16 protein-coding genes are annotated in these 19,325 nt (G+C 47.6%); 5 read left to right on the top strand and 11 right to left on the bottom strand.

Annotated features, from left to right (window positions below; translation table 11 throughout):
• Window position 1 precedes the first annotated feature (1 nt).
• The 5 genes from C2I18_RS15760 to C2I18_RS15740 all read right to left on the bottom strand — a co-directional run bounded on the left by C2I18_RS15760 (window position 2) and on the right by C2I18_RS15740 (window position 5,765).
• The gene (locus C2I18_RS15760) at window positions 2-679 is read right to left on the bottom strand and encodes a hypothetical protein (protein WP_249896727.1); all 678 of its coding nucleotides are present in this window, start codon (window positions 677-679) and stop codon (window positions 2-4) included.
• Window positions 672-2,141: a hypothetical protein gene (locus C2I18_RS15755; RefSeq protein ID WP_249896726.1), complete on the bottom strand. Its 1,470-nt coding sequence runs from the start codon at window positions 2,139-2,141 to the stop codon at window positions 672-674. The genes C2I18_RS15760 and C2I18_RS15755 overlap by 8 nt, the downstream gene beginning before the upstream one ends.
• Entirely contained in the window at window positions 2,117-3,418 is a 1,302-nt protein-coding gene (locus C2I18_RS15750) for a DUF2399 domain-containing protein (RefSeq protein WP_249896725.1), read from the bottom strand. Before C2I18_RS15750 ends, C2I18_RS15755 begins: the two co-directional genes overlap by 25 nt.
• A 206-nt stretch (window positions 3,419-3,624) precedes the next feature.
• Window positions 3,625-4,791: a DUF4317 domain-containing protein gene (locus C2I18_RS15745; protein WP_249896724.1), complete on the bottom strand. Its 1,167-nt coding sequence runs from the start codon at window positions 4,789-4,791 to the stop codon at window positions 3,625-3,627.
• Between the two features lie 239 nt (window positions 4,792-5,030).
• Window positions 5,031-5,765: a hypothetical protein gene (locus tag C2I18_RS15740; protein ID WP_249896723.1), complete on the bottom strand. Its 735-nt coding sequence runs from the start codon at window positions 5,763-5,765 to the stop codon at window positions 5,031-5,033.
• A 110-nt stretch (window positions 5,766-5,875) separates the two neighbouring features.
• Between C2I18_RS15740 and C2I18_RS15735 the strand changes: the two genes are divergently transcribed.
• Genes C2I18_RS15735 through C2I18_RS15725 form a run of 3 tightly spaced genes read left to right on the top strand, consistent with a single transcriptional unit; the run spans window position 5,876 to window position 9,334 of the window.
• Window positions 5,876-6,475 carry a DUF4304 domain-containing protein gene (locus C2I18_RS15735; protein WP_249896722.1) on the top strand — a complete coding sequence of 200 codons (600 nt, stop codon included), beginning with the start codon at window positions 5,876-5,878 and terminating at the stop codon, window positions 6,473-6,475.
• Window positions 6,476-6,533: 58 nt separating this feature from the next.
• Window positions 6,534-8,078 (top strand): hypothetical protein, encoded by a 1,545-nt coding sequence (locus C2I18_RS15730; RefSeq protein ID WP_249896721.1) that lies wholly within the window; start codon window positions 6,534-6,536, stop codon window positions 8,076-8,078.
• Window positions 8,075-9,334 carry a hypothetical protein gene (locus C2I18_RS15725; RefSeq protein ID WP_249896720.1) on the top strand — a complete coding sequence of 420 codons (1,260 nt, stop codon included), beginning with the start codon at window positions 8,075-8,077 and terminating at the stop codon, window positions 9,332-9,334. The genes C2I18_RS15730 and C2I18_RS15725 overlap by 4 nt, the downstream gene beginning before the upstream one ends.
• Before the next feature lie 65 nt (window positions 9,335-9,399).
• Here C2I18_RS15725 and C2I18_RS15720 read toward each other — a convergent pair whose 3' ends face one another.
• Entirely contained in the window at window positions 9,400-10,662 is a 1,263-nt protein-coding gene (locus C2I18_RS15720; protein ID WP_249896719.1) for a carbohydrate-binding domain-containing protein, read from the bottom strand.
• A gap of 170 nt (window positions 10,663-10,832) precedes the next feature.
• Between C2I18_RS15720 and C2I18_RS15715 the strand changes: the two genes are divergently transcribed.
• Entirely contained in the window at window positions 10,833-11,162 is a 330-nt protein-coding gene (locus C2I18_RS15715; RefSeq protein WP_249896718.1) for an antibiotic biosynthesis monooxygenase family protein, read from the top strand.
• A 483-nt stretch (window positions 11,163-11,645) separates the two neighbouring features.
• Here the strand turns inward: C2I18_RS15715 and C2I18_RS15710 are convergent, their stop codons facing one another.
• Window positions 11,646-12,803 carry a cobalamin-independent methionine synthase II family protein gene (locus tag C2I18_RS15710; RefSeq protein ID WP_249896717.1) on the bottom strand — a complete coding sequence of 386 codons (1,158 nt, stop codon included), beginning with the start codon at window positions 12,801-12,803 and terminating at the stop codon, window positions 11,646-11,648.
• 276 nt (window positions 12,804-13,079) lie between these two features.
• Here C2I18_RS15710 and C2I18_RS29725 point away from each other — a divergent pair, with 276 nt between their 5' ends.
• Window positions 13,080-13,163, top strand: coding sequence for a putative holin-like toxin (locus C2I18_RS29725; protein WP_219214875.1), 84 nt, complete (start codon window positions 13,080-13,082; stop codon window positions 13,161-13,163).
• 218 nt (window positions 13,164-13,381) lie between these two features.
• On the opposite strand, the gene C2I18_RS15700 is transcribed toward C2I18_RS29725, so the two are convergent.
• From C2I18_RS15700 to C2I18_RS15685, 4 genes are all read right to left on the bottom strand, one after another.
• Window positions 13,382-14,125, bottom strand: a complete 744-nt coding sequence (locus C2I18_RS15700) for a riboflavin biosynthesis intermediates N-glycosidase (RefSeq protein ID WP_249896716.1) — start codon at window positions 14,123-14,125, stop codon at window positions 13,382-13,384.
• Between the two features lie 25 nt (window positions 14,126-14,150).
• The gene (locus C2I18_RS15695; RefSeq protein ID WP_249896715.1) at window positions 14,151-17,231 is read right to left on the bottom strand and encodes an EAL domain-containing protein; all 3,081 of its coding nucleotides are present in this window, start codon (window positions 17,229-17,231) and stop codon (window positions 14,151-14,153) included.
• Window positions 17,232-17,361: 130 nt separating this feature from the next.
• Entirely contained in the window at window positions 17,362-18,162 is an 801-nt protein-coding gene (locus C2I18_RS15690) for a hypothetical protein (protein WP_249896714.1), read from the bottom strand.
• A 12-nt stretch (window positions 18,163-18,174) separates the two neighbouring features.
• Complete coding sequence (locus C2I18_RS15685; protein ID WP_249896713.1) at window positions 18,175-19,095, bottom strand: copper amine oxidase N-terminal domain-containing protein; 921 nt, start codon at window positions 19,093-19,095, stop codon at window positions 18,175-18,177.
• Between the last annotated feature and the right edge of the window lie 230 nt (window positions 19,096-19,325).

The following is a 19,325-nucleotide window of genomic DNA, read 5'->3' as shown; positions in this document are numbered from 1 at the left end:
TTTACTCCTCCCTCTCTTCTGTGTAGAGGTTGTAGCGTCTGAAAAACTTCAGCACTTCTTCCTTGTTGAGCTGGTTCGATTGGCTGAATTCAGCAGTACGCCGCAGGAAGGAATCCGAGAACATATGGGTACCAATAGCAGTCAACTGATAAGCCTTTTCGGGTGAATTTGTCTCATACTCTTCAAGGGCACCAATTTTCCGTAACTGATCTATATTAAGGAGCAGCCGCTGATTCGCCTTGGTGGTCTCGTGTCCGAATGCACTCAGCAGCTGGTCAAAGAGCGTAAATTCATGCTGCAGTACTTCCTGCTGGTAGAACATGAATAACAGAATAGCCAGGCTTTCTTTAGATAACGTTGTGCGTGCGGTTCTGGCAGGTACACGCATCATAACCACGACCTGATCACGCCGTTCATCATAGATCACTTGAAAATAGCGGCTTACAGCCTGATTGACCCGCTCTATAAAAGAGTAGAATCTATCATCCTGCTCTGAAATGCGCAGCTGCTTCTCGATCTCTTTCCTGGACAATCCAAAATTCCCGGCACGGATTGTCGCAGAGGAGGAGAATAAAATATTCATAAAGGTTATCTCTTCCTGCTCACTCAGTATCCCTTTGAGGGACTGCATGACATGCAGGGGATTTACATTACTTGGGTTCGGGCCCCATTCAGTCATAGTCTTCGTTCCTTCCATCGTCGTCCGGTCCGGACGGTTCTGCCGGGCGCTGTTCGCCCCGTTTACGAATCATCTGATTCCGGTGTTCTTCCGTCATCCATTCCCAGCTCTTATCATAATGAGGATGAATAGACCTATTATCCTGCGTTGTCTCATCTACAGCCATTTTCTTGTTGCCAATTAATGCAGCCAGCGCAGTTAACGCATTCACGGCATCGCCCCATTCCGCTGAGGTGGCTTCAATCATGACCTGTTCAATCGGAGCCTGTCCGATCTGTTCCATATAAGATTCTATGGCATCAGTGCGGATCATAGCTTTGGTCAGCTGCCACTGGGAAGCTCCCATCAATTCGTCCAACTGATCTATAGACACCTTATCTTCTGTATATTGAATGTCCTCCTCTTCCTCGCGGATTCCATCCACCACAGGCTCATAATGCTCTATATAATTCAGAGCCTCCCCGATGTCTCCGGCGGATACCGGAGCAGCGAACTTGACAGGCATCCACAACCCGTCCGCCGCTTCTCCCGGATACTGGTCCTGTTCCATGAAGCTCATCAGCTGATGGGCATTGGGAACATCGGATTCAAGCGGCGGATCATACATTTGTACAATGAATGCCCTCACCTTCTCCGGATGGATGACAGAGGAGAGCATCGTCTGCTGCATCGTTGTAAACTTCAAATATTTGTGGATCATCCCGATACTCAGGTTAGTCCCTTCTGCGAGCGCCCCCGTTCCTTGCTGCATTAATCTGCTGAGGACGAGGCTGTCCTCCAGGGTGCGGAACTGGCGGAATCTCTCCCCCAGCTTCTGCTCAAGCTCCAGCATCAGCTGATGGATGATTTCCAGCTGCGGCAGAGCATTGCGGTCAGCAAGCATCTCAAGCTCCCGTTCTTTCATCAGCTGAATCGCATTTTCCACATTACGGATCATGCTGGCAATTTTATTACCTCCCGATATTCCATGATCATCATAAGCTTCACTCAGCTCTGCGTCTCTTCTGGCCTGAAACAGCGAGCGTCCGATGTCATCATGCATATAGTAAGCCAACGAATCATTAGCCAGGCGGATCAGCGCATCCATCATTCTTTTACCGGTATCACGCATCTTAAGCTGCCTGGATTGTTTGGAGATCCAGTTATATTTTACGAGCACATTAATGATCTGCTCTACCTTCTTCCGGCTTGGCGGCTCCGGGTCACTGTAACGGTTCCTGTAGCGGTAATAAAGCGTATCCGCATTCTCTATCGGCTCATCCAGCCCAAGAGCTTCTTCATTGATCATCTGAATTATCCGCAGGAAGCGCAGAATCTCGATCGGAGTCTGAAATGCATTCTGGGAGTCCAGATCGCTTAATACTCCTGACAAATAGGCGATATCCCTCATGGATTGAAGCATTTCCGGAGCAGATTCATTGCTGTTAAAAATAGATATTAAAGATGGATCCACCTTCTCCACTCCCCGGCACCTCCTAATATTTGTTCTTGTTCCAGCCTCGTTGTCAGCAGAAGAGCCTTCATATATTCCTGATATTCCTGCCAGCTTGTGATCATGCTGTGATTGTGGCAAATCCATTTCACCGTAACAGGGAAGTCCATAACAGCGTCAGCCAGCTCTCCGGCTATAAGGAGACCATCCTCATCATAGTCACTCCACAGGAGCACCTGCTTGATACTGCCGCTTTTCAGCACCTGCTGAATAAACTTTTTATGAGAGCTTCTCAGATGTCCGTCCACACAAGCAATTAGTGAAGCTGTATCTTGTACAAAATGATGTTCGGCACTGATCCGCGTCAACACTGCCCTGTTCTCTACCAGCCACAAAGTTGTTGCCTCCGTGCTGTACTGATCCCGGGCAATGGAAAGATCCGTTAGCGCATGGACGGGCCCCGCCCGGTAACTGGACCATTCTCCTGTCAGATTACCGGCAAAGTAGAGTGGCGTAATTTTCCCCAGACTAACGAGCCCCAGGCTCAGCGCCGGCACCTCACTCCATTCCTCCAGCAGAGCTATAAATTCATCCTTATGGTTATCAAAAGCCTTAGACCCGCCAATCATGCCATAATATCCGGCACCAATCTCTTTCCAGTCGAACATCTCCTTCTGCCCTGCAAGCTGTATTAATGCCAAGCTCAGATGCAAAAAACTGATTCTCTTCGTTATGCTCCAAGTCCGTGGGAACCAGACTGACTGCTCAAGCTCTTCAAACGTCCAAAAGCTGCTCGCTGATATACGCTCTACAAGCAGGTGAACCTGAGCCCGGTAATCTATAAATTCAGGCGTATCCAGCAAATTCAGCGCTTGAAGCTGGAACCTCTCCAACTGCTGCCTCTCTTCCTGCTGCTCCGCATCTGCATGCTGCTGAAGAAACTGGAACAAACGGTAACCCATCCGGTACCTGATGCTCTCTACGGTCTTTCCGTCCTGACGGAAGCGCAGCTCCTTCATAATCCAGCCCGCATCTATCCATTCAAAAGCCTGAACTTCATCCTCAAGAATGGCCCTTTTACCGGGCTTCCATTTCATCAAAACAGGGTCAGGAGCATCTTCAGCCTGCAGCAAATGTCCATCCAGCTTCAAGGTAATCATTCCCACTTTGCGCAGGGTGCGTGCTGTCCGTCTATATATAACAACATCTGCAATATCTGCCTTTGTTGTTTCAAGGTAAGCAGCATCCAGCTGTTCACCGCTTTTTAGAATATATTGAGTCAGAAAACCAATTAAATAATCATCCATAATAGTTTAATCCCTCACATCACCCGCTTTTCCCAAACCCTATCACAGTTACATTCATTCTAGCAAAAAACAGACCGTCTCCGGCTAGAATCTTATACCATCTGGAGAGAATTTGACCTGCTGCTAAAAAAAGAACCCCAATGCTGCCTGCGAATATCCGCAGACAGCATTGGGGGATACATTAATTCTCTAATTGAACGGCCGGCTTACAAATTCTCCGTACTAAGCGTAAAGCCCTCAATCGCCACTTCCTCATCCACCTCGATCATGATGCAGCGCTTGCCTTGGAAATTCACCTGCTTCACGTATCTCAGATCCTGCGGACTGATCGAGATGGTGGCGACCTTGGTCTCGATCTTAATCGATTTGGTCGTAAATTTCGGGATTACGCTGCTTGCCTTCATCTCATAAAATTTATCGTCGATGACCGTCTCGAACGCCCGCTCCACCTTCTCCGCAGTCACATTCTCCACGCCGCTTGCCATCAGGACACGTTCTACGTCTTTATAGTCCAGTGTAGGAGGTTCTTCTTCCCCTTCGCCGCCTTCAATGACCTGCTGAATGTTCTCATAGACCTGGGCAATCGTGGACGTATCGAGCTCTTCACCCGCGATTTCTTTTACAATTTCCTCAAAAAAGGACCGCTCCTCAAGCGCCGTAACAGACGTCTCCGCATTCAGGACCTGCTCAATGAAGCGCGGGTCCGGGAAATTGGATTTCCCCGTACAATAGAGCACACGGTTCACATCCGAATAGTTGTCCGTCACACTCGGATACAGGAATCCCTGCTCCGGCGAGCTGAGCTTCACGATCGGATCAACGATGACATTATACTTAAATTCCCGCTCCACATAATCGAACATGAGATTCTTCCGCTGCTGCTCCGTGGAATTTACGCTGCACAGAATGAATGGATGGGCGAACGTCTCGTTTTTCTCACTCTCTTCCGCTTCATCATTGCGGGATTTGGTCGGCCGGTGATACTGTCCGCGGACGAAGGTAACTACCGTATCTTTTTCATATTTGGTATCAACCAACATCTTGTCGACCAGCATCAGCATCAGGTCCTGCCATTCCTCCGGATCACCGGTGATCAGGCCCTGGTGCAGCATTACCTTCGTCGGCTCCTCGGCTTCCTCCATGAACTTCAGCTCGAACAGCTTGTGGTCCAGCTCGCCGGTCAGCAGTTTTTTGAAATTCCCCATATACAGCTCCTGCTTCTCTCTGTCCACCATACCAAACGGCAGGCGTTCCCAATGATAGATTTCGTTGGTCTCCTTCATAATATAGACGTTCAGGATATCGTACAGATTTAGCAAATCATGGTCCAGCTTAAACTGTTTGCGTATGTGCGCTACTTCTTTTTTATTCATAATGGAATCGGGGCTCCTTAGATAAAATGTGCTTTATCCAGTATAAAGGATGGGGGCGGGATTTGGTAAGTTTCTTGTGGCCGGAAAAATAATCAAACCTGCCCGCCCAAAGGCTGGGTTGCTCGCCTCTTCGCTGGCTTAACGAGCTATTGTACTCGAAAAACCGAGTACATTGGGACGCTGCAGAGGGAAAGCAGCCATTTGTACTCGAAAAACCGATGCCCGTACTCAGTATCCCCTTACAGATGCTCTACATAATGCTTCGCCTCACCCAGAGACATATCCGAATGCTGGCGGACGAGCTTGATGGCCGGAATGAGCTTGCCGTCTTTTTTCATCTGGCGGACAGTGTTCAGCACCTCCTCCGGCGGGGTCTGCCGGGCATTCCCGGCTGCCGCTCTACGCTCTATTTCAGCAGCTGCCTTTTGCTCTTGTTCGGGTGTCAGCGATTCCTCCACCATCCGCATTGGCGGTATTTCCCGCTGAGGCAGCAAGCGGATAACCGCTCCAAGAACGGTCCCCACCATACAGTATAGAGCCAGATATTGCACGAACCGGTACAGATAGAGCCATACCGTACTGAGCCCTGTAACTTCCCCGTTAGGCTTCACAATTGCGATGTTATCGGAAATGGCATACTCGCCTGGCGCATAATTGTTAATATCCCGCATCACCTGCAGTTCTCCTATAGGCGAAACGATCCATTCCAGCGGCTTGTTGTAAATGGGGTTGCCTGACGTATCAATCATCATACTGAACAGCGTGAACACGGCAATGACATAGACCATGTAATTATTCCAAGTCAAACGTTTGGCAAGCACCACAATACTGAAAATAACCAGCAGACCCATTCCTCTTATGTATACATTATGGAGAAAAGCTTGAAAAACCACGGGCATCACCCAACCGAACAACATTACCATCACGGCGGCAAACAGAAAAACAAAAAACAGGATCTTCACATTCTTCTTCACACAGCATACGCATCCTTTCTTAAAGTCTATTATATCTATACCCAGATTGGCGCTACAGGAACTTATTGGTATAGTAGGGTGGTGTACAACTTGATTGGGGAGGGATTCCTGTGCAGGATTTATTCAACCAGATCATAAAGAATGACATCAAACCCTTTTTTACCGGGCACGGTTATTCCAAAAAGGATCTGAACTTCTATAAAACCCAAGGTAATTTTATTAATAAATTCAATCTTCAAAAATTGAAAGCGAACACCTGGGACCACGTCATGTTCTACATTAACTGCAGCATTCATTCTACCGAATTAGCACAATTTCAATCCGCCCTGCCCACGGCAGCGCCTTTGGAGAACAAGGCTCACTTCACCGTCCGTATAGAGCAGATTGTCCCGTCCGCCCCCGACCACTATTCATTAACCCCTGATACCGATCCCGACAAAATCACGGCAGAGCTGCTGCTGCATTTGGAAGAGGCCCTCACAGTTATGCAAACCATGAACAGCGCACGCGCAATAGTAGATTATTATATGAAAAGAACAGCCCTCCATCTCAGTGAGGAGACCTTCCGTTACTTGCTGCATTCAGGCGATAAGGAAACCGCACAGTATTATCTGGGTCAGCTGTATTCAAAATACGGGGCCGAACGGCGGTGGTCGATATTTGAGAAGAAGTATGGGGATATTTTTGCCGAGTATGGGATGGAAGTTTAAGATATAGTAAAATAGTCATAGATTAGATCATTCAACATAGACATGGGGGCGGCTTCAGATGGCAGGTAAATCCCTGGCACAAGGATTAATGGCATCAAGTGGGGATCAATTGCGTTTGATTTATGTGCTGGTTATGGAAACCGGGATTTTTAATATGATCGCCAATAAGACTAAAGATCTTTTTAATAAAGAGGTGGATCATTCACAGCAGCAGCTGGATCAGGAGATTGCCAAGCTAAGACACATTGACGACGATACGTTGCGGCTGCAGTTATTTTTACATATGACCAAAGAGTTTGAATTAGCCGGCTCCCACTATAATACTTCCTATGAAATAGAGCATAAATGCGGAGAGATTCTGCACAAAGCGCATACGTATCAGCTCAAAAAGGATAAGAACTACAGCACATTTGTACTCCGTAATTCGCATTTGCCTGTCGACAGCCAGCTGGCACTTTACCAGATGCAGAGTATTTTGGGATCCATCGGCGGGGAACTCAACAATCTCACGGCGGATCAGCAGGATGATTTTACGGACCAGATTGAAAAGTTTATTGAATCCCTTCCCTTGGAGCAGCAGCAAAAAATTAAAGAAAAGCTGAACATCGATGCAGTAACGAATTCCACTATCAAACGGGTCATCATGACGCAAGGCAGCGCTGTACTGCTAACCGTTATTGTTGAGATTGCCGGGTTTGCAGCGTACACCACTTTAACCTCTCTCATCGCCGGGACAGCCGGTCTGATCGGATTAACTCTGCCCTTCGGAGTGTATATGACAGCGACCTCGGTTCTATCCGTTCTGACAGGTCCAATCGGGTTGATTTTAATGGGCGGGGCAAGCGGTGTGATGATGCTGACGCAAAGTAAAAAGGTGAAAAAGACGTTACTGCAAATGGGGATTGTTCAGCTCATGCTGCCGGTCTTATTAGACGATTCCAATGTATATGGATATGACGCGGTAATTAATCAATGGAATGAGCATTATCATAAGCAGACCGGTATGCTGGAGCTGATCTCCAGTCACCAGGAAGAGTACACAAGTATAGCCCGTAATTTAAAAACAACCGAAGATTACATATCCGCAAACAACCAGCAGCTAATGGAGAATATCCGTGCTTATAATACCATTGTTGAGCAGCTTGCCGGTTCCCTGGAACGGGTGAGTGACTATGAGATGACAGATTCCTTTAGGCAGAAGAACATGACCATAGAGAGCTTAGTAGGCAAACTGCAAATCAAGAGAGAATCTGTTGCAAGAAATAAATCTGCTTTTTCCTTTATGGATAAGGTTAGCGGAATGTTCTCCAATCTCTCTCTTGAAAATGATATGAAGAAAATAAAGCAGCAGCTTCAGGAACTAAGAAAGGAGCAAGCTGTCGAATTGATCACGTTTCGTCCTGTTTCATTAAGGCATGAGTGTGATCAGGCACGGACTCTTTTGGAAGAGAAAAAAGAAATACTTGAAAGATTAGCTGCATTAAGAGAACAAAAAAGAACCATCGAACAGCAATTATCAGCCGTTAACAGCAAGCTGCGCCAGGAACAGGAAGCCTTACGGAGTTTACAAAAAGAAATCTATGGCTTAGGGGATATCGCATGATTCCAAACGAACAATTCTGGACGCACTGGCGTAACGGTGAATTTGAGCAGGCCATGAAATGCACAGTATCCAATAAAAGAAAGAGGAAAGGCGCGGGACTATTCGGCAACCCGAATCCCTCGGAACAAACGGATCTTATCGCCGGGATCAGTGCCGGAGACTTTCTATATGACTTTCTGATGATCAATCCTGCGGTGGTTGACGGCATTGATTTTGCACGCAGCGAGGATTTAAGTTCGCTATTCTCCCTGTCCCGGTTTGCAGAAACCGTTGATATGGGGACAGCTGCCGGTGATATGGCCCAGCTGCAGGGATATGTGGCTGAACAGATGATCGCGCAAAAGCTGGAGGCTGCAGGGTATGATGTCCAGTTCCCGGAAACCTCGAATCAGGCCGGTTGGGATATCCTTATAGACGGGAAAGAGTTCCAGGTGAAATGCGGCGGTAACAAATCGATTGTAGATGAACACCTGGAACGTTACCCGGATATCCCTGTCTATGTAAATGATGAACTCGCGGTACATTATCCGGATCACCCTGCTGTTTTTAGTGCCGGTGTCACCAGAGAAGCCGTAGTCGAAGCCACTCATTCTACGTTATCCCATGCGGAGGATCTCTTGGATCTGGAGTTACCCTGGATTTCTGCAGGCGTGAGTTCTTTCTATAATTTGCGGCGTGTTGTACGTGAGCAGTTACCTCTACAGGTGGCGGCGCGAAATGTGGTTATCGACACCACGAGCCGTGCCTCATTGGCCGCTGCGGGACAAGCCGCTTTTACGTTTGCAGCGAATGCCATATTTGTATCGGGAGGCGCTTTTGTCGTAGTGCTGCCTCTGGTGGGCGCTTATGTCGGGTTAAAACAAAGCTCGCGTGTGACCGACAAACTCAAGAAGCTTCTGGCCAAAAGAGAGTATCAGCGGTTAGAGCAAAGCTTACTTAATTTAGTTAACGTCATGCAAAGACAATTGGACCTTAAAGAAGAGATCAAAACCGGAAAGTGGCAGAGTATTCTCCGCAAAAGCTCCAATCCAGTACCTGTCTCAAGTTTAGAAAATATTCATCAGGAACGCATCCATTTCCTTAACAATATGAATAAAGAGTTAACCTCTATTGCGCATGAAATCCCAAAGGATTCGCTCCGGGCCTTTGAGAGGTTAATTGCCGTCTTGATGAAATCGGGAATCCATGTGTACAGCATTCAGCGGGAGCTGATGAGTGTTGAGCAAAGCATGAAGGAACTGCATAAGAAACTATAAATAATAGACCGCCTCCTTCGGGAAGCGGTCTATCTCATAACTGCTGTTTCTATTAGCCCTCGTCTTTAGAAGCGGCGGCCTCCGCCTCCACCTCCGCGCGATTGCGTGATTTGGGTGATTTGTTCTCCATTAACGGTGACCGTGCCGCCATTCAATTCCGCAGTACCATCTGCATCAAAGGCCGAGGTGGCTTCCACATCAATAGTTCCTCCATTAATAAAGAGATCACCGTTGGAATCGAACGCATCCGTATCCCCGCTGCCCATAGTCACTTTGATCGTACCGCCGTTGACTTCAATCGCTGCATTCGCATTAACGTTAGGCGTGGCGTTGATGCCGTCATCACTGGCATACACTGTAATCTGGCCGTCATTCACGATAACATTGTTAGCCTCGATGCCTTCTACCGAGCTCTCAATATTAATAGTGCCGCCGTCAATCTGCACAAGGTTATTGCCAGTGATCGCATCATCGGCTGCGTTGATCGTTAATGTGCCGCCTTTAATGTAGATATTGCCAAGGGTAGTATCCTCTTCATTTTCGCTATGCAGGGCATCCTTACCCGTATCGATGGTAATCGTTCCATCATGGATCAGGATTGCGTCGTTGGCTTCCAGGGCATCCGCAGAGGATTGTATAGAGTATATGCCTCCGGTAATTTTAAGATCATCCTTGGAAGAGATCCCGTTTCCCTGACTTGATACGATGGCCAAGCTTCCGGTTCCATTCAGGGTCAGATCTGCTCTGGAGAAAATCACCGCATCCAGATTGGTCTCGCCGTCTGCCACATAGCTACCGGTCACCTCCATAGAGTTCTCACTATCCGTAGAAGTCACGAATACTTTATCCGCTGCTTTTACATAAATGGCAGGTGCATTATCATTCGTTATACTGACACCGTCGAGCACGATTTGGACCTTTGCATCCTCAGCAGCATCAACCGTTACCGTCACATTGTCTGCGTCCCCGCTTAAGACATACACGCCTTCTTCACGCAGAGTCACATCCTGATTGCTTACCAGGCTCATTGGTGTTGCAGCCGCCAGATCGGCTGACTGTTCCAGATCCCGGTCGCTGAACAATGCCGACGTGTCAGCTGCGGAAGCTTCCGTGGTTGCCGCTGCGCTTTCTGCAGCTTGCGTCTCACTTGGCGTCATGCTTGCAGCTGCAGTCTGTGTGGCTGTCTGAGCCATGGTCTGATCGGCCGTTTGAGTAACTACAGCAGTTTCTCCGCTGCCGGCCTCTGTATTAGAACATCCCGCTGCAGATACGGTAAGTAATGCGGCCAATGCAATGGCGCTTATGCTTTTCAGCTTATTATTTTTCATAAATGAACACTCCTCTATATTTCATGATCGCTTGATGACTTGTTCTGATCATAATACAGAGAACTTAAATGAAACTTAAACGGGGAATACACAAGCACAATTCTTATATGACAAGAGCTGCCGATCATACTAATATGGATAGAGTACAACCCATAAACGGAGGTAAAGCCATGAGTCAGATTGCCGGAACACCGGAACCCCCTTATTATGCAGTAATTTTCACATCTGAACGGACCGAGGGGGATAACCACTATGCAGAGATGGCCGATCAAATGATGAAGCTCGCCTCACTCCAGCCCGGATTTTTGGGAGTAGAAAGCGCAAGAGAAGGCCTAGGGATTACAGTATCTTACTGGGATTCTCTCGAAGCTATACGAAAGTGGAAACAAAACGAGCAGCATCTAGCCGTGCAAAGCAAAGGGAAGTCTGACTGGTATCTTACTTATAAAACAAGAATTTGTAAGGTTGAACGGGATTATGAGTTTGAGAAGTCTGAATAGATAATCATTTTTGAACAGTAAAAAGAGGGGGACCTGCCCCCTCTCAGATATTGAGAAACCCGGCTCTTTTAATGGTCTGGGTTTCGTTGCTGTGTTTCCACGTCTGCGGACGCTGCATCCGTTATAGGCCTCGTCCTCTTTCGCACACTAACGGACACTGCGTCCGTTATTTGTCTCGTCCTCTTTCGCGAGCTAACGGACACTGCGTCCGTTATTTGCCGTAAATCGCCTCGTTTCAATCGCTAACGGACCGTGGTTCCTTTATTCGGCTAAATGATGAGGAAATTAAGCTCTTTCGGATGAAATAACGGATCTAGAGTCCGTTAGGATTCAAAAACACACCTCTAGTGCAAAATAACGGACCTAGGGTCCGTTAGAATTAGCATTTCAAAGTCATTAATAGGTTCTGGTGTACGTGAGGTTGTCGAGACTTTTTCAACGGCCTTAGAGGGGGATCTTCCCCCTCTCTAACTAAGTTAACTATTAACCCCAATACTGCTCGGCAATCTGCTGCCCTTGTTTGATCTTCGCCCACTGCTCAGCTTCCGTCAGTTCATTGCCGCCATCGCAGGACGCAAAACCGCATTGGTGAGACAGCAGCAACCGGTTCTTATCAATAATCTTCGAGGCTTCATCCAGCATTCTGACTACACGTGCTTCATCGTCCAGCGTACTCGTTTTGGAAGACAGCAAGCCAAGTACGATTTCCGTTTCCGGTCTGTCTTTGAATACTGCCAGTGCCTCAAGGGAGCCCGCACGCTCATCATCCCATTCCAGGAAGAAACGGTCGTATTTCAGCTGCTTCAGGAACAGGTTGGCAATTTTCGCATAAGAGCCGCCGCCCATATTACGGGAGTCATAGTTACCGCGGCAGTTATGCGTCCACATTTTGAGGCCCAGGCTGTGACCGTAATCAATAATGGTATTGTTAATATCAATAAACTCTGCAGCCAGCGCCTGCACTTCCTCTTGATTGATGTTCTCGCCAGTATATGGGGAGTTCGGGTTATCGTCCGCAAACAGCTCCCATAAGCAGTCGTCAAATTGCAGGATTTGTCCTCCGGCAGCCGCGAATTCCGCTACAAAATCCTTGTAGGCCTTAACCAGGCCGGCTTTCAGCTCCTGTCTGTCCTTATACACAGCTTCGGTGCCACCAATGTTATCCGACCAGGACAGCTCTCCAAAAATATGCGATGGCGAAGGTACGCACAGCTTCGTTTCACGTTCGCCGGCATGGGCTTGAAGCTTTTTATACACATCGATAAAATGATGATTCTTCCCGCCCAGTTCACCTGTAATGCGCAGGCCAATGTCTTTCCGGGTCTCGTATTTCGAAGTACCGTCTGTATCTCTGAAGAAGTATCCATGATCCGCGATATAACGCTCAATCCCCTGGAAGCCCCAGACAAAGTCCAGATGCCACATCGATTTAGAATACTCCCCATCTGTAAGAACGGATAATCCGTTGTTAATTTCCTGCTCGACTACCGCCTGAATCGCGTCTGCTTCACACTGCTCATACCCCTGAAATTCCTGATAAAAAGGATACTGGATATCATCCCGGTGTTCGATCTGGTGTTTATATTCTAATAAGTCCGACGGACGGAGCAGGCTGCCTACGATTTGAAATCTGTTGCACATGATTATTTCCTCCTTATATTAACCGTTCTTGCTGGAATGCTTTGATTCTAGCATGGAGGAGGATCATCTACATAACACTTAAAAGTAATACCTGGTTCAAGGTAAAAGTTATAATGGGGGAAAGTACACATCATTATCTATCAGAAACCTCAAGGAATATTTTTGAAATTAACACTGCATAATCTTTCCATAAGTATTACGTCATGGTATAATCGCAACAGCAATGGAAGGCTTGCAAGGGCGGTCGGCTAATCTCCCAGAAGGGAGGTGAAGCCCATGGAGGTTTATCAAGCGTTGTCACTGATGTTCATGTTTGGCATGTTCATTATTGCACTGCTAAATTACCTCAAAAAGAAATAGACCGCCCTAGCCAAAGGAATCGGTCTATCTCATGACTGCTTATCCGAAAGCCGCCGCCCTTAAAAGCGGCTATTGCTCCGAGAGTCGTGTTAGCAGCACGGCTCTCTTTGTATTGTACGTTTTTTCTGCCTTTACTATACCACAAATAATTTAATAAAGTAATAATTTGTAACTTATTTAACAAGTTTCTATCATACTAACCACATTCAATCCAGTCACTACTCACCTTCAGCCCCATCCTCCAACTCCTCCACTAACTTCATAGCCTCAGCCCACTCCTCCGGCGGCGTGAAATACGCATCATACTCCCTCAGCGCCTCCGGCGACTGCTGCTCTCTCCATTCCCACAAGTGAATCAAGTAATCCTCACCATAGCCCATTCTCCAGCCAATGCTGAACGGCTCAATCTCGGGATACACGATCCACTGCGGCAAAAAGAACTCCGGCACATACTCCTCCAATCCGTTACGGATCTCCATCAGCAGCTTGCCCAGCATATTTCCGCCTTGGCCGTTCCCGCCGTCTCCCCAGTACGCATCATTGGCTGTATGTTCAACGATCGTACAATCGCCTGTCGACAGCAGGACCGACTTGATCACAGGATGCTGTTCTACCTTTGCTATCAATGCTTCCCTCATTATCTCAATCTTGCATTCTTCCCAATCCGCACGAAGCGGCCGGCTCCGTTCCCGCCCCATTTCTGCCGCCTGCATAGGCGTTGTGGCGAGCCGGATCTCTTCCTCATGGTCTGTGCCCGCAAACTTTTGCGCCTGAAAATAATGCTCCGTGGTTGGCCACACTTTACCTTTTAACTCTACCCTGTACTTGGCAAAATTAGAAAAACAGCCGTATTGCTTATCCGTTTCATAGAAGCGTATATACCGTTCCTCAGGCTTGAGTGCCAGCAGCTTTTTCCTGTTGAGTTCGATCCGTTGCTGGAGATCATCCGGGCTGTCCATCATGAGTTCTCCTCCTTATCTCTTGGTACTATCCGACTGTCCTTGCAGCATTCAGCAAAACCGCCTCCATCTCTGCAGCAGGCATCGGCTTATAGAAATAATACCCCTGAATCTCATCACATTTATATTTGTTAAAGAACGCAAACTGCTCTTCCGTTTCCACGCCTTCGGCGATCACGTTCAGCTTGAGGTTTTTGGCCAGCTGAATGATCGTTTTGGCTATCGCTTCATCATCGTTGCCGGTCGATATTCCGCGCACAAACTGCATGTCAATTTTGATGCGGTCTACAGGCATTGTTTTTAATCGGCTTAAGGACGAGTATCCGGAGCCAAAATCATCAATCGAGATGCTCACTCCCAGCTCCTTCAGCTCCTGAAGCACCCCGATAATATAGTCCTCTCCTTCCGCCGCAGTGCTTTCCGTGATCTCCAGCTCCAGGTACTCCGGCGTAAGGCCCGTTTCGTGAAGGGTCTGGTCCACAATGCTCAGCAGATTGCGGTCCTGGAACTGGATGACCGACAGGTTCACAGCCATGCGGACACCGGTTATCCCCATTCTCTGCCACTCTCTCATCTGCCGGCATGCGGTCTCCAGCACCCACTGGCCAATCGGAATGATCAGACCGTTTTGCTCAGCCAAAGGAATAAATACAGCAGGAGATACCATCCCGAGCTCCGGGTTGTTCCAGCGGATCAGCGCTTCCAGGCCTACGATTTCTTTGGTCAAAACATTCACCTGCGGCTGGTAAGAGAGTACGAACTCCTTTCTTTCCAGCGCCCGGAACAGGCTGTTGGTGAGCTGCGTTTTGGTAAGGACCGCTTGTTTCATGGCTGGTGAGCATAAGGTGTACTGGTTCTTCCCCTTTTCTTTGGAGGCATACATCGCCAGGTCGGCATTACGGATCAGCTCTTCCGTACTTACGCCATCCTCGGGATATACCGCGATCCCTGCACTGGCCGTAATCATAAACTCCTGGCCTTTGGCAATCACCGGCTGGGCAATCGACTTCATAATAGTTCCGGCAATCTTCCGGATGTCTTCGATCCGGTCGATCTCTGTAAGCTTGATCAGGAATTCATCCCCGCCAAAACGCGAAACCATATCCCCGCGGCACAAACATCCGGATATCCGGTCTGCCACCTGCTTCAGCATCTCATCTCCACCCAGGTGTCCGATAGTATCATTTACGGTTTTGAAGGCATCCAGATCGATAAAAAGAACACCAATATGCTTGCCGGACCCCTCTGCGAATTGGATGGAATGCTCCAGCTGATTTTTAAACAAAGTATGATTGGGCACTCCTGTCAGCGCATCATAGTATGCCATGTAACGGATTTCCCGCTCCGCTTCCACTTTTACCAGCGCATCGGACAGCAGGTTGGCCAGGATTCTCAGCAGCTCCAGATGATTTGCCCCTAGGGCTTTGGCTGCCTTCACGGACGCCAGGAACAAATGGCCCAGCGTTCTGCCTTTATTGCTAACCGTAATGGAGATCAGTGACTTCATCTGGTGCGCCCTGAACAGCTTCTTCTCGGCTTCGGCTTCCGGAGGCAGCGTGTCCACGTCCGTTACATTCATCAGGCCACTCTGCGAAATCTCGTTCATCCACCATGGGAATGCATCGCCGGTCAGTTTAGGAATAATATCCTCCGCGGATGTGACGCCTTCGCTGCACCATTCATATGCTTGCTGCGGTTCAGTGATATTGACGAAGAAAGCCCGGTCTACCTGAAAATGCTCTCCGCACAGCGCCAGCAGCTCATAAATTTTGTCATCCAGGTCCGATTCCGTAACCTTAACGAAGTCACCGGAGATTTGCGACACCATCTTTTGAAACCGGATTTGCTCTTCATTCTCCTTCAACCGCTGGAGATATACCCGGTTCACAAAGTAAGCCAGCCAAAGGGTAATACTTAAGATGCCGATCCTGGCCAGATAATCCGAGCCGTCCACCTGAACCAGAGCCTGCGGGATTCTCACCCAAATATATACCTGCACAGCCAGAATCGAAAGTCCTATCCAGAGGATGATCAGCCGGTTGTTGAACAGCACAGAAAGCATCACAATAATGAACGGGGTTGCCCATATGGTAATACTCGCAGATTCTATAAAGTTAACCGCGATCAGCAGGATCGAGATCAGCATAATCAGAATGAAAACGCATTCCTTAACATCCGCCTTGATAGGGAGATTTTTAAGCACTGCCAACACTGCACCTATAGCAAAAAAGAAAAAGGTGAACCCTACCACATAGTTGATATGCGGAGACTTCAGATTGAAAAAATACTGCGAGGCAAAATGCAGCATCCCCCCGACGATATACACGAAGGACATGATTTTGATGAATCTTTCCATGTTGACTTCACTCAGGATTTTCCCGGGTTCAGCCCGCCCCTTTTTCCCTTGGCCCATGAGGCCGTATCTTTTAATCGCATAAAATATAGCTGTTGTAGGTAAGAGTACGATTACAGGCGCCATTTGCGGAATGGTATAGGATGTATATGTATTTACAACCACATCTGTTATCGTCCCTATGATCATGGCCAAAGTATAGGCGAACATAAAGAGGGCAGCCTGCTTCTTCTTGGAAGGGTCAATCGACTTCTTCCCCCAATTCCAGAGCAGCAGCAGACCCGCAGATGTGAACAGAATATAATAGAGGTTAAAATACACATCCCCCCAGCCGTTCGCCGATACATTCACCCAGCCCCCTGCCGTATTCACCAGTCTGTACTGATCCTTCGCAGTATCACTATAACCAAAAGCAATCACGTTCACCAGCGCCGGAAGGTACAACAGCACATATATCCATTTGCTCTTCAGAATGCGCGTCCGCTCTGTCACAAGCAGAAAGAAATGCAGCAGCAGGCTGTATACCGTCCCATAGCCGAGAGAAGACCACCTTCGCCAGAAAATAGCGGTCTCATAATCCTGCGCCGAATTGGCAATCGAGAAACAAAACGCCCACACCGCCAGGGACAGGCAGGCCACAGAAAAGAGGCGGTTCAGCTTGCTGTGCGCGTCAATTGAAAGGGTATATATCCCCAAGATGAAATAGACGGCAAAAGCGATAAAAAACATGAGAGAAAAAATATAGGCTGAAGACATGACCGGCCCCTCCATAATTCCCAGTAGATTATTTGCGTCCGAGAGCAACCTCATGAGTACATATACCTATATTTCGGCAGAGATGTGAGGTTTTATTAATACTATTTTCGCATAATAAAAACTCCCCCGTTTAAGGAAGAGTCTGTGTACCAAAATAAAATTCTACTGCTGTCTGGGAATAGCCGTCCTCTCCCTGCCACTCCGCTACAGCGTCAAAGTCAGAGTTCCCGCCTGTGCGTTTCCGGGGGGTGTCACCCGGTACCAGCAATCCGGCATAGCCCCAGATTTCCATAATCACATCCCGTTCATTCTTGCTGGAAGGAACCACAGCTTTCCACCGCTTCTCCAGCATCCGTGCACTATCATAGTCCCCACAATCCTTAACCGCCTGGAGCATTCCCGTGAGGATGGCCGTATCCTCGGCGGTATACTCACAGGCTTCCTCTTTACTGAACAATTCGAGATCCATCCAGCAGTACAGCAGCCAGTTCAGCCGGATCCCGCCCCATTTGACCCGTTCGAAGTTCAGCACATTTAAGTCTTCCTCTATATATTCCCGGTCTGCCATTAGCCTGTGATCATTACAATCCCCGCAGCTGCTGTAACTAGGGCGGACGACACTCCGCTCCTCATAAGTATGCAGAGGTAACCGGGAAGTCAGCGCCCAGCTCGACAAAGCACTCCGCAAATGGACCTTCTTCGTCGACAGACTGTGCAGGAACGCGGCAGCTACCTGTTCTTTGGTAATCACTTGATGCAGCTCACGCAGCCGCTTCATAATCTCATCATGGGTCATCGTGACCGGATCGAACATCAGCCCTTTGCTCTTGGCATACTCGAACCGCTCCCCGGCAAACGCATCCGGACTGCTCTTCCACCCGGCCGAGGTCCAGAAGGTGTTCATTAGTGTTTTTTTGGCTTGTTTGTCCATTGGGTCACTTCCTTAAAATGGGGTGATGTTGCGGTTATTCTGGACCTCCTCTTCAGGAATATCAAAGAAGTCGTACAAACCCGGCATCTCATGATGGCCTAAATTTGTAACTTTTCCGTTGATATCAATAATCCCATATTCAGCAGCTCCAATTTTCAGAATTTGCTTAAAGTAAATTACTCTGTTAGTGGAGACCTGAGGCTGTGTACCGTCCTCTTCTTCAATTAGTTTCTCAAGAAAAAATGGACCTTTAGATCCTTTATCGCCAAATCGTGCTACCCATTTCTGTTCCAACCTTCCGTCTATAACCTCAAGATACTCCACTCCATTACCCATAGACATAAATACTTGATCGGCCCGGCCTTCCGGAAAATAGTAAAATAGAGTACTTGAACCATCGCCTTGTGTCATTGATTTCAGCGTTCGGACGATTGGGAGCTCGAACGCTGCCTGACGAGCCTCAGTTAAATTTTCTGATTTCGTCTTTTCTATCATCTCCGGAGATGATTTTACAACATATATAGATCGATCGTATGGATTCCAGCCAACATATGCATCAGCCGCTTCTGCGATAAATCGCAAGGGTACCATAACACGTCCATTCTTGATTTGTGATACGACAGGTAAGTTCACTTTCTTTTCACCTATAGTAGCTGACTTCTGTCCTGCAACAAGTTTGATTGTCTCCTCATTACGCTCAATAGTAATCGTTTTATTTGAATTATTCCAGGCCACTTTGATACCCGGAATTTGTTGAACAACATTTAAAGGTACTATGGTGGTTCCCCGTTCGCTGTATGGAGAAACATCCGTATTCACGATCTCTTTGTTTACCATGATAGATATATCATTCGAACTTCTCGCCATTGCTGTATTTGCCATAATCGTTAGTGCAAAAACAGGTAACATTAGACACACTAAATACTTTTTCATTCTCCGTCCTCCTAAAATATGGTTGTTTATTACATTTATTAGACGAATAATTAGTCAAAAAGTTACGTTACCGTTCATTAGTGCTTTCTTGGGCGTTCACTATGACAATAAAAAAAGACGTACAGTCGAATCAGACTGAACATCTTTTGAGGTTATTTTATCGCAAATTGCCAAGTATTCTATCATTCCACAAAAAGAAATAGGCCGCCCCGGTGAAAGGTAAGCGGTCC

Source organism: Paenibacillus sp. PK3_47 (genome assembly GCF_023520895.1).
Classification (GTDB): domain Bacteria; phylum Bacillota; class Bacilli; order Paenibacillales; family Paenibacillaceae; genus Paenibacillus_AQ.
This window is presented reverse-complemented; position numbering and strand designations above follow the sequence as displayed.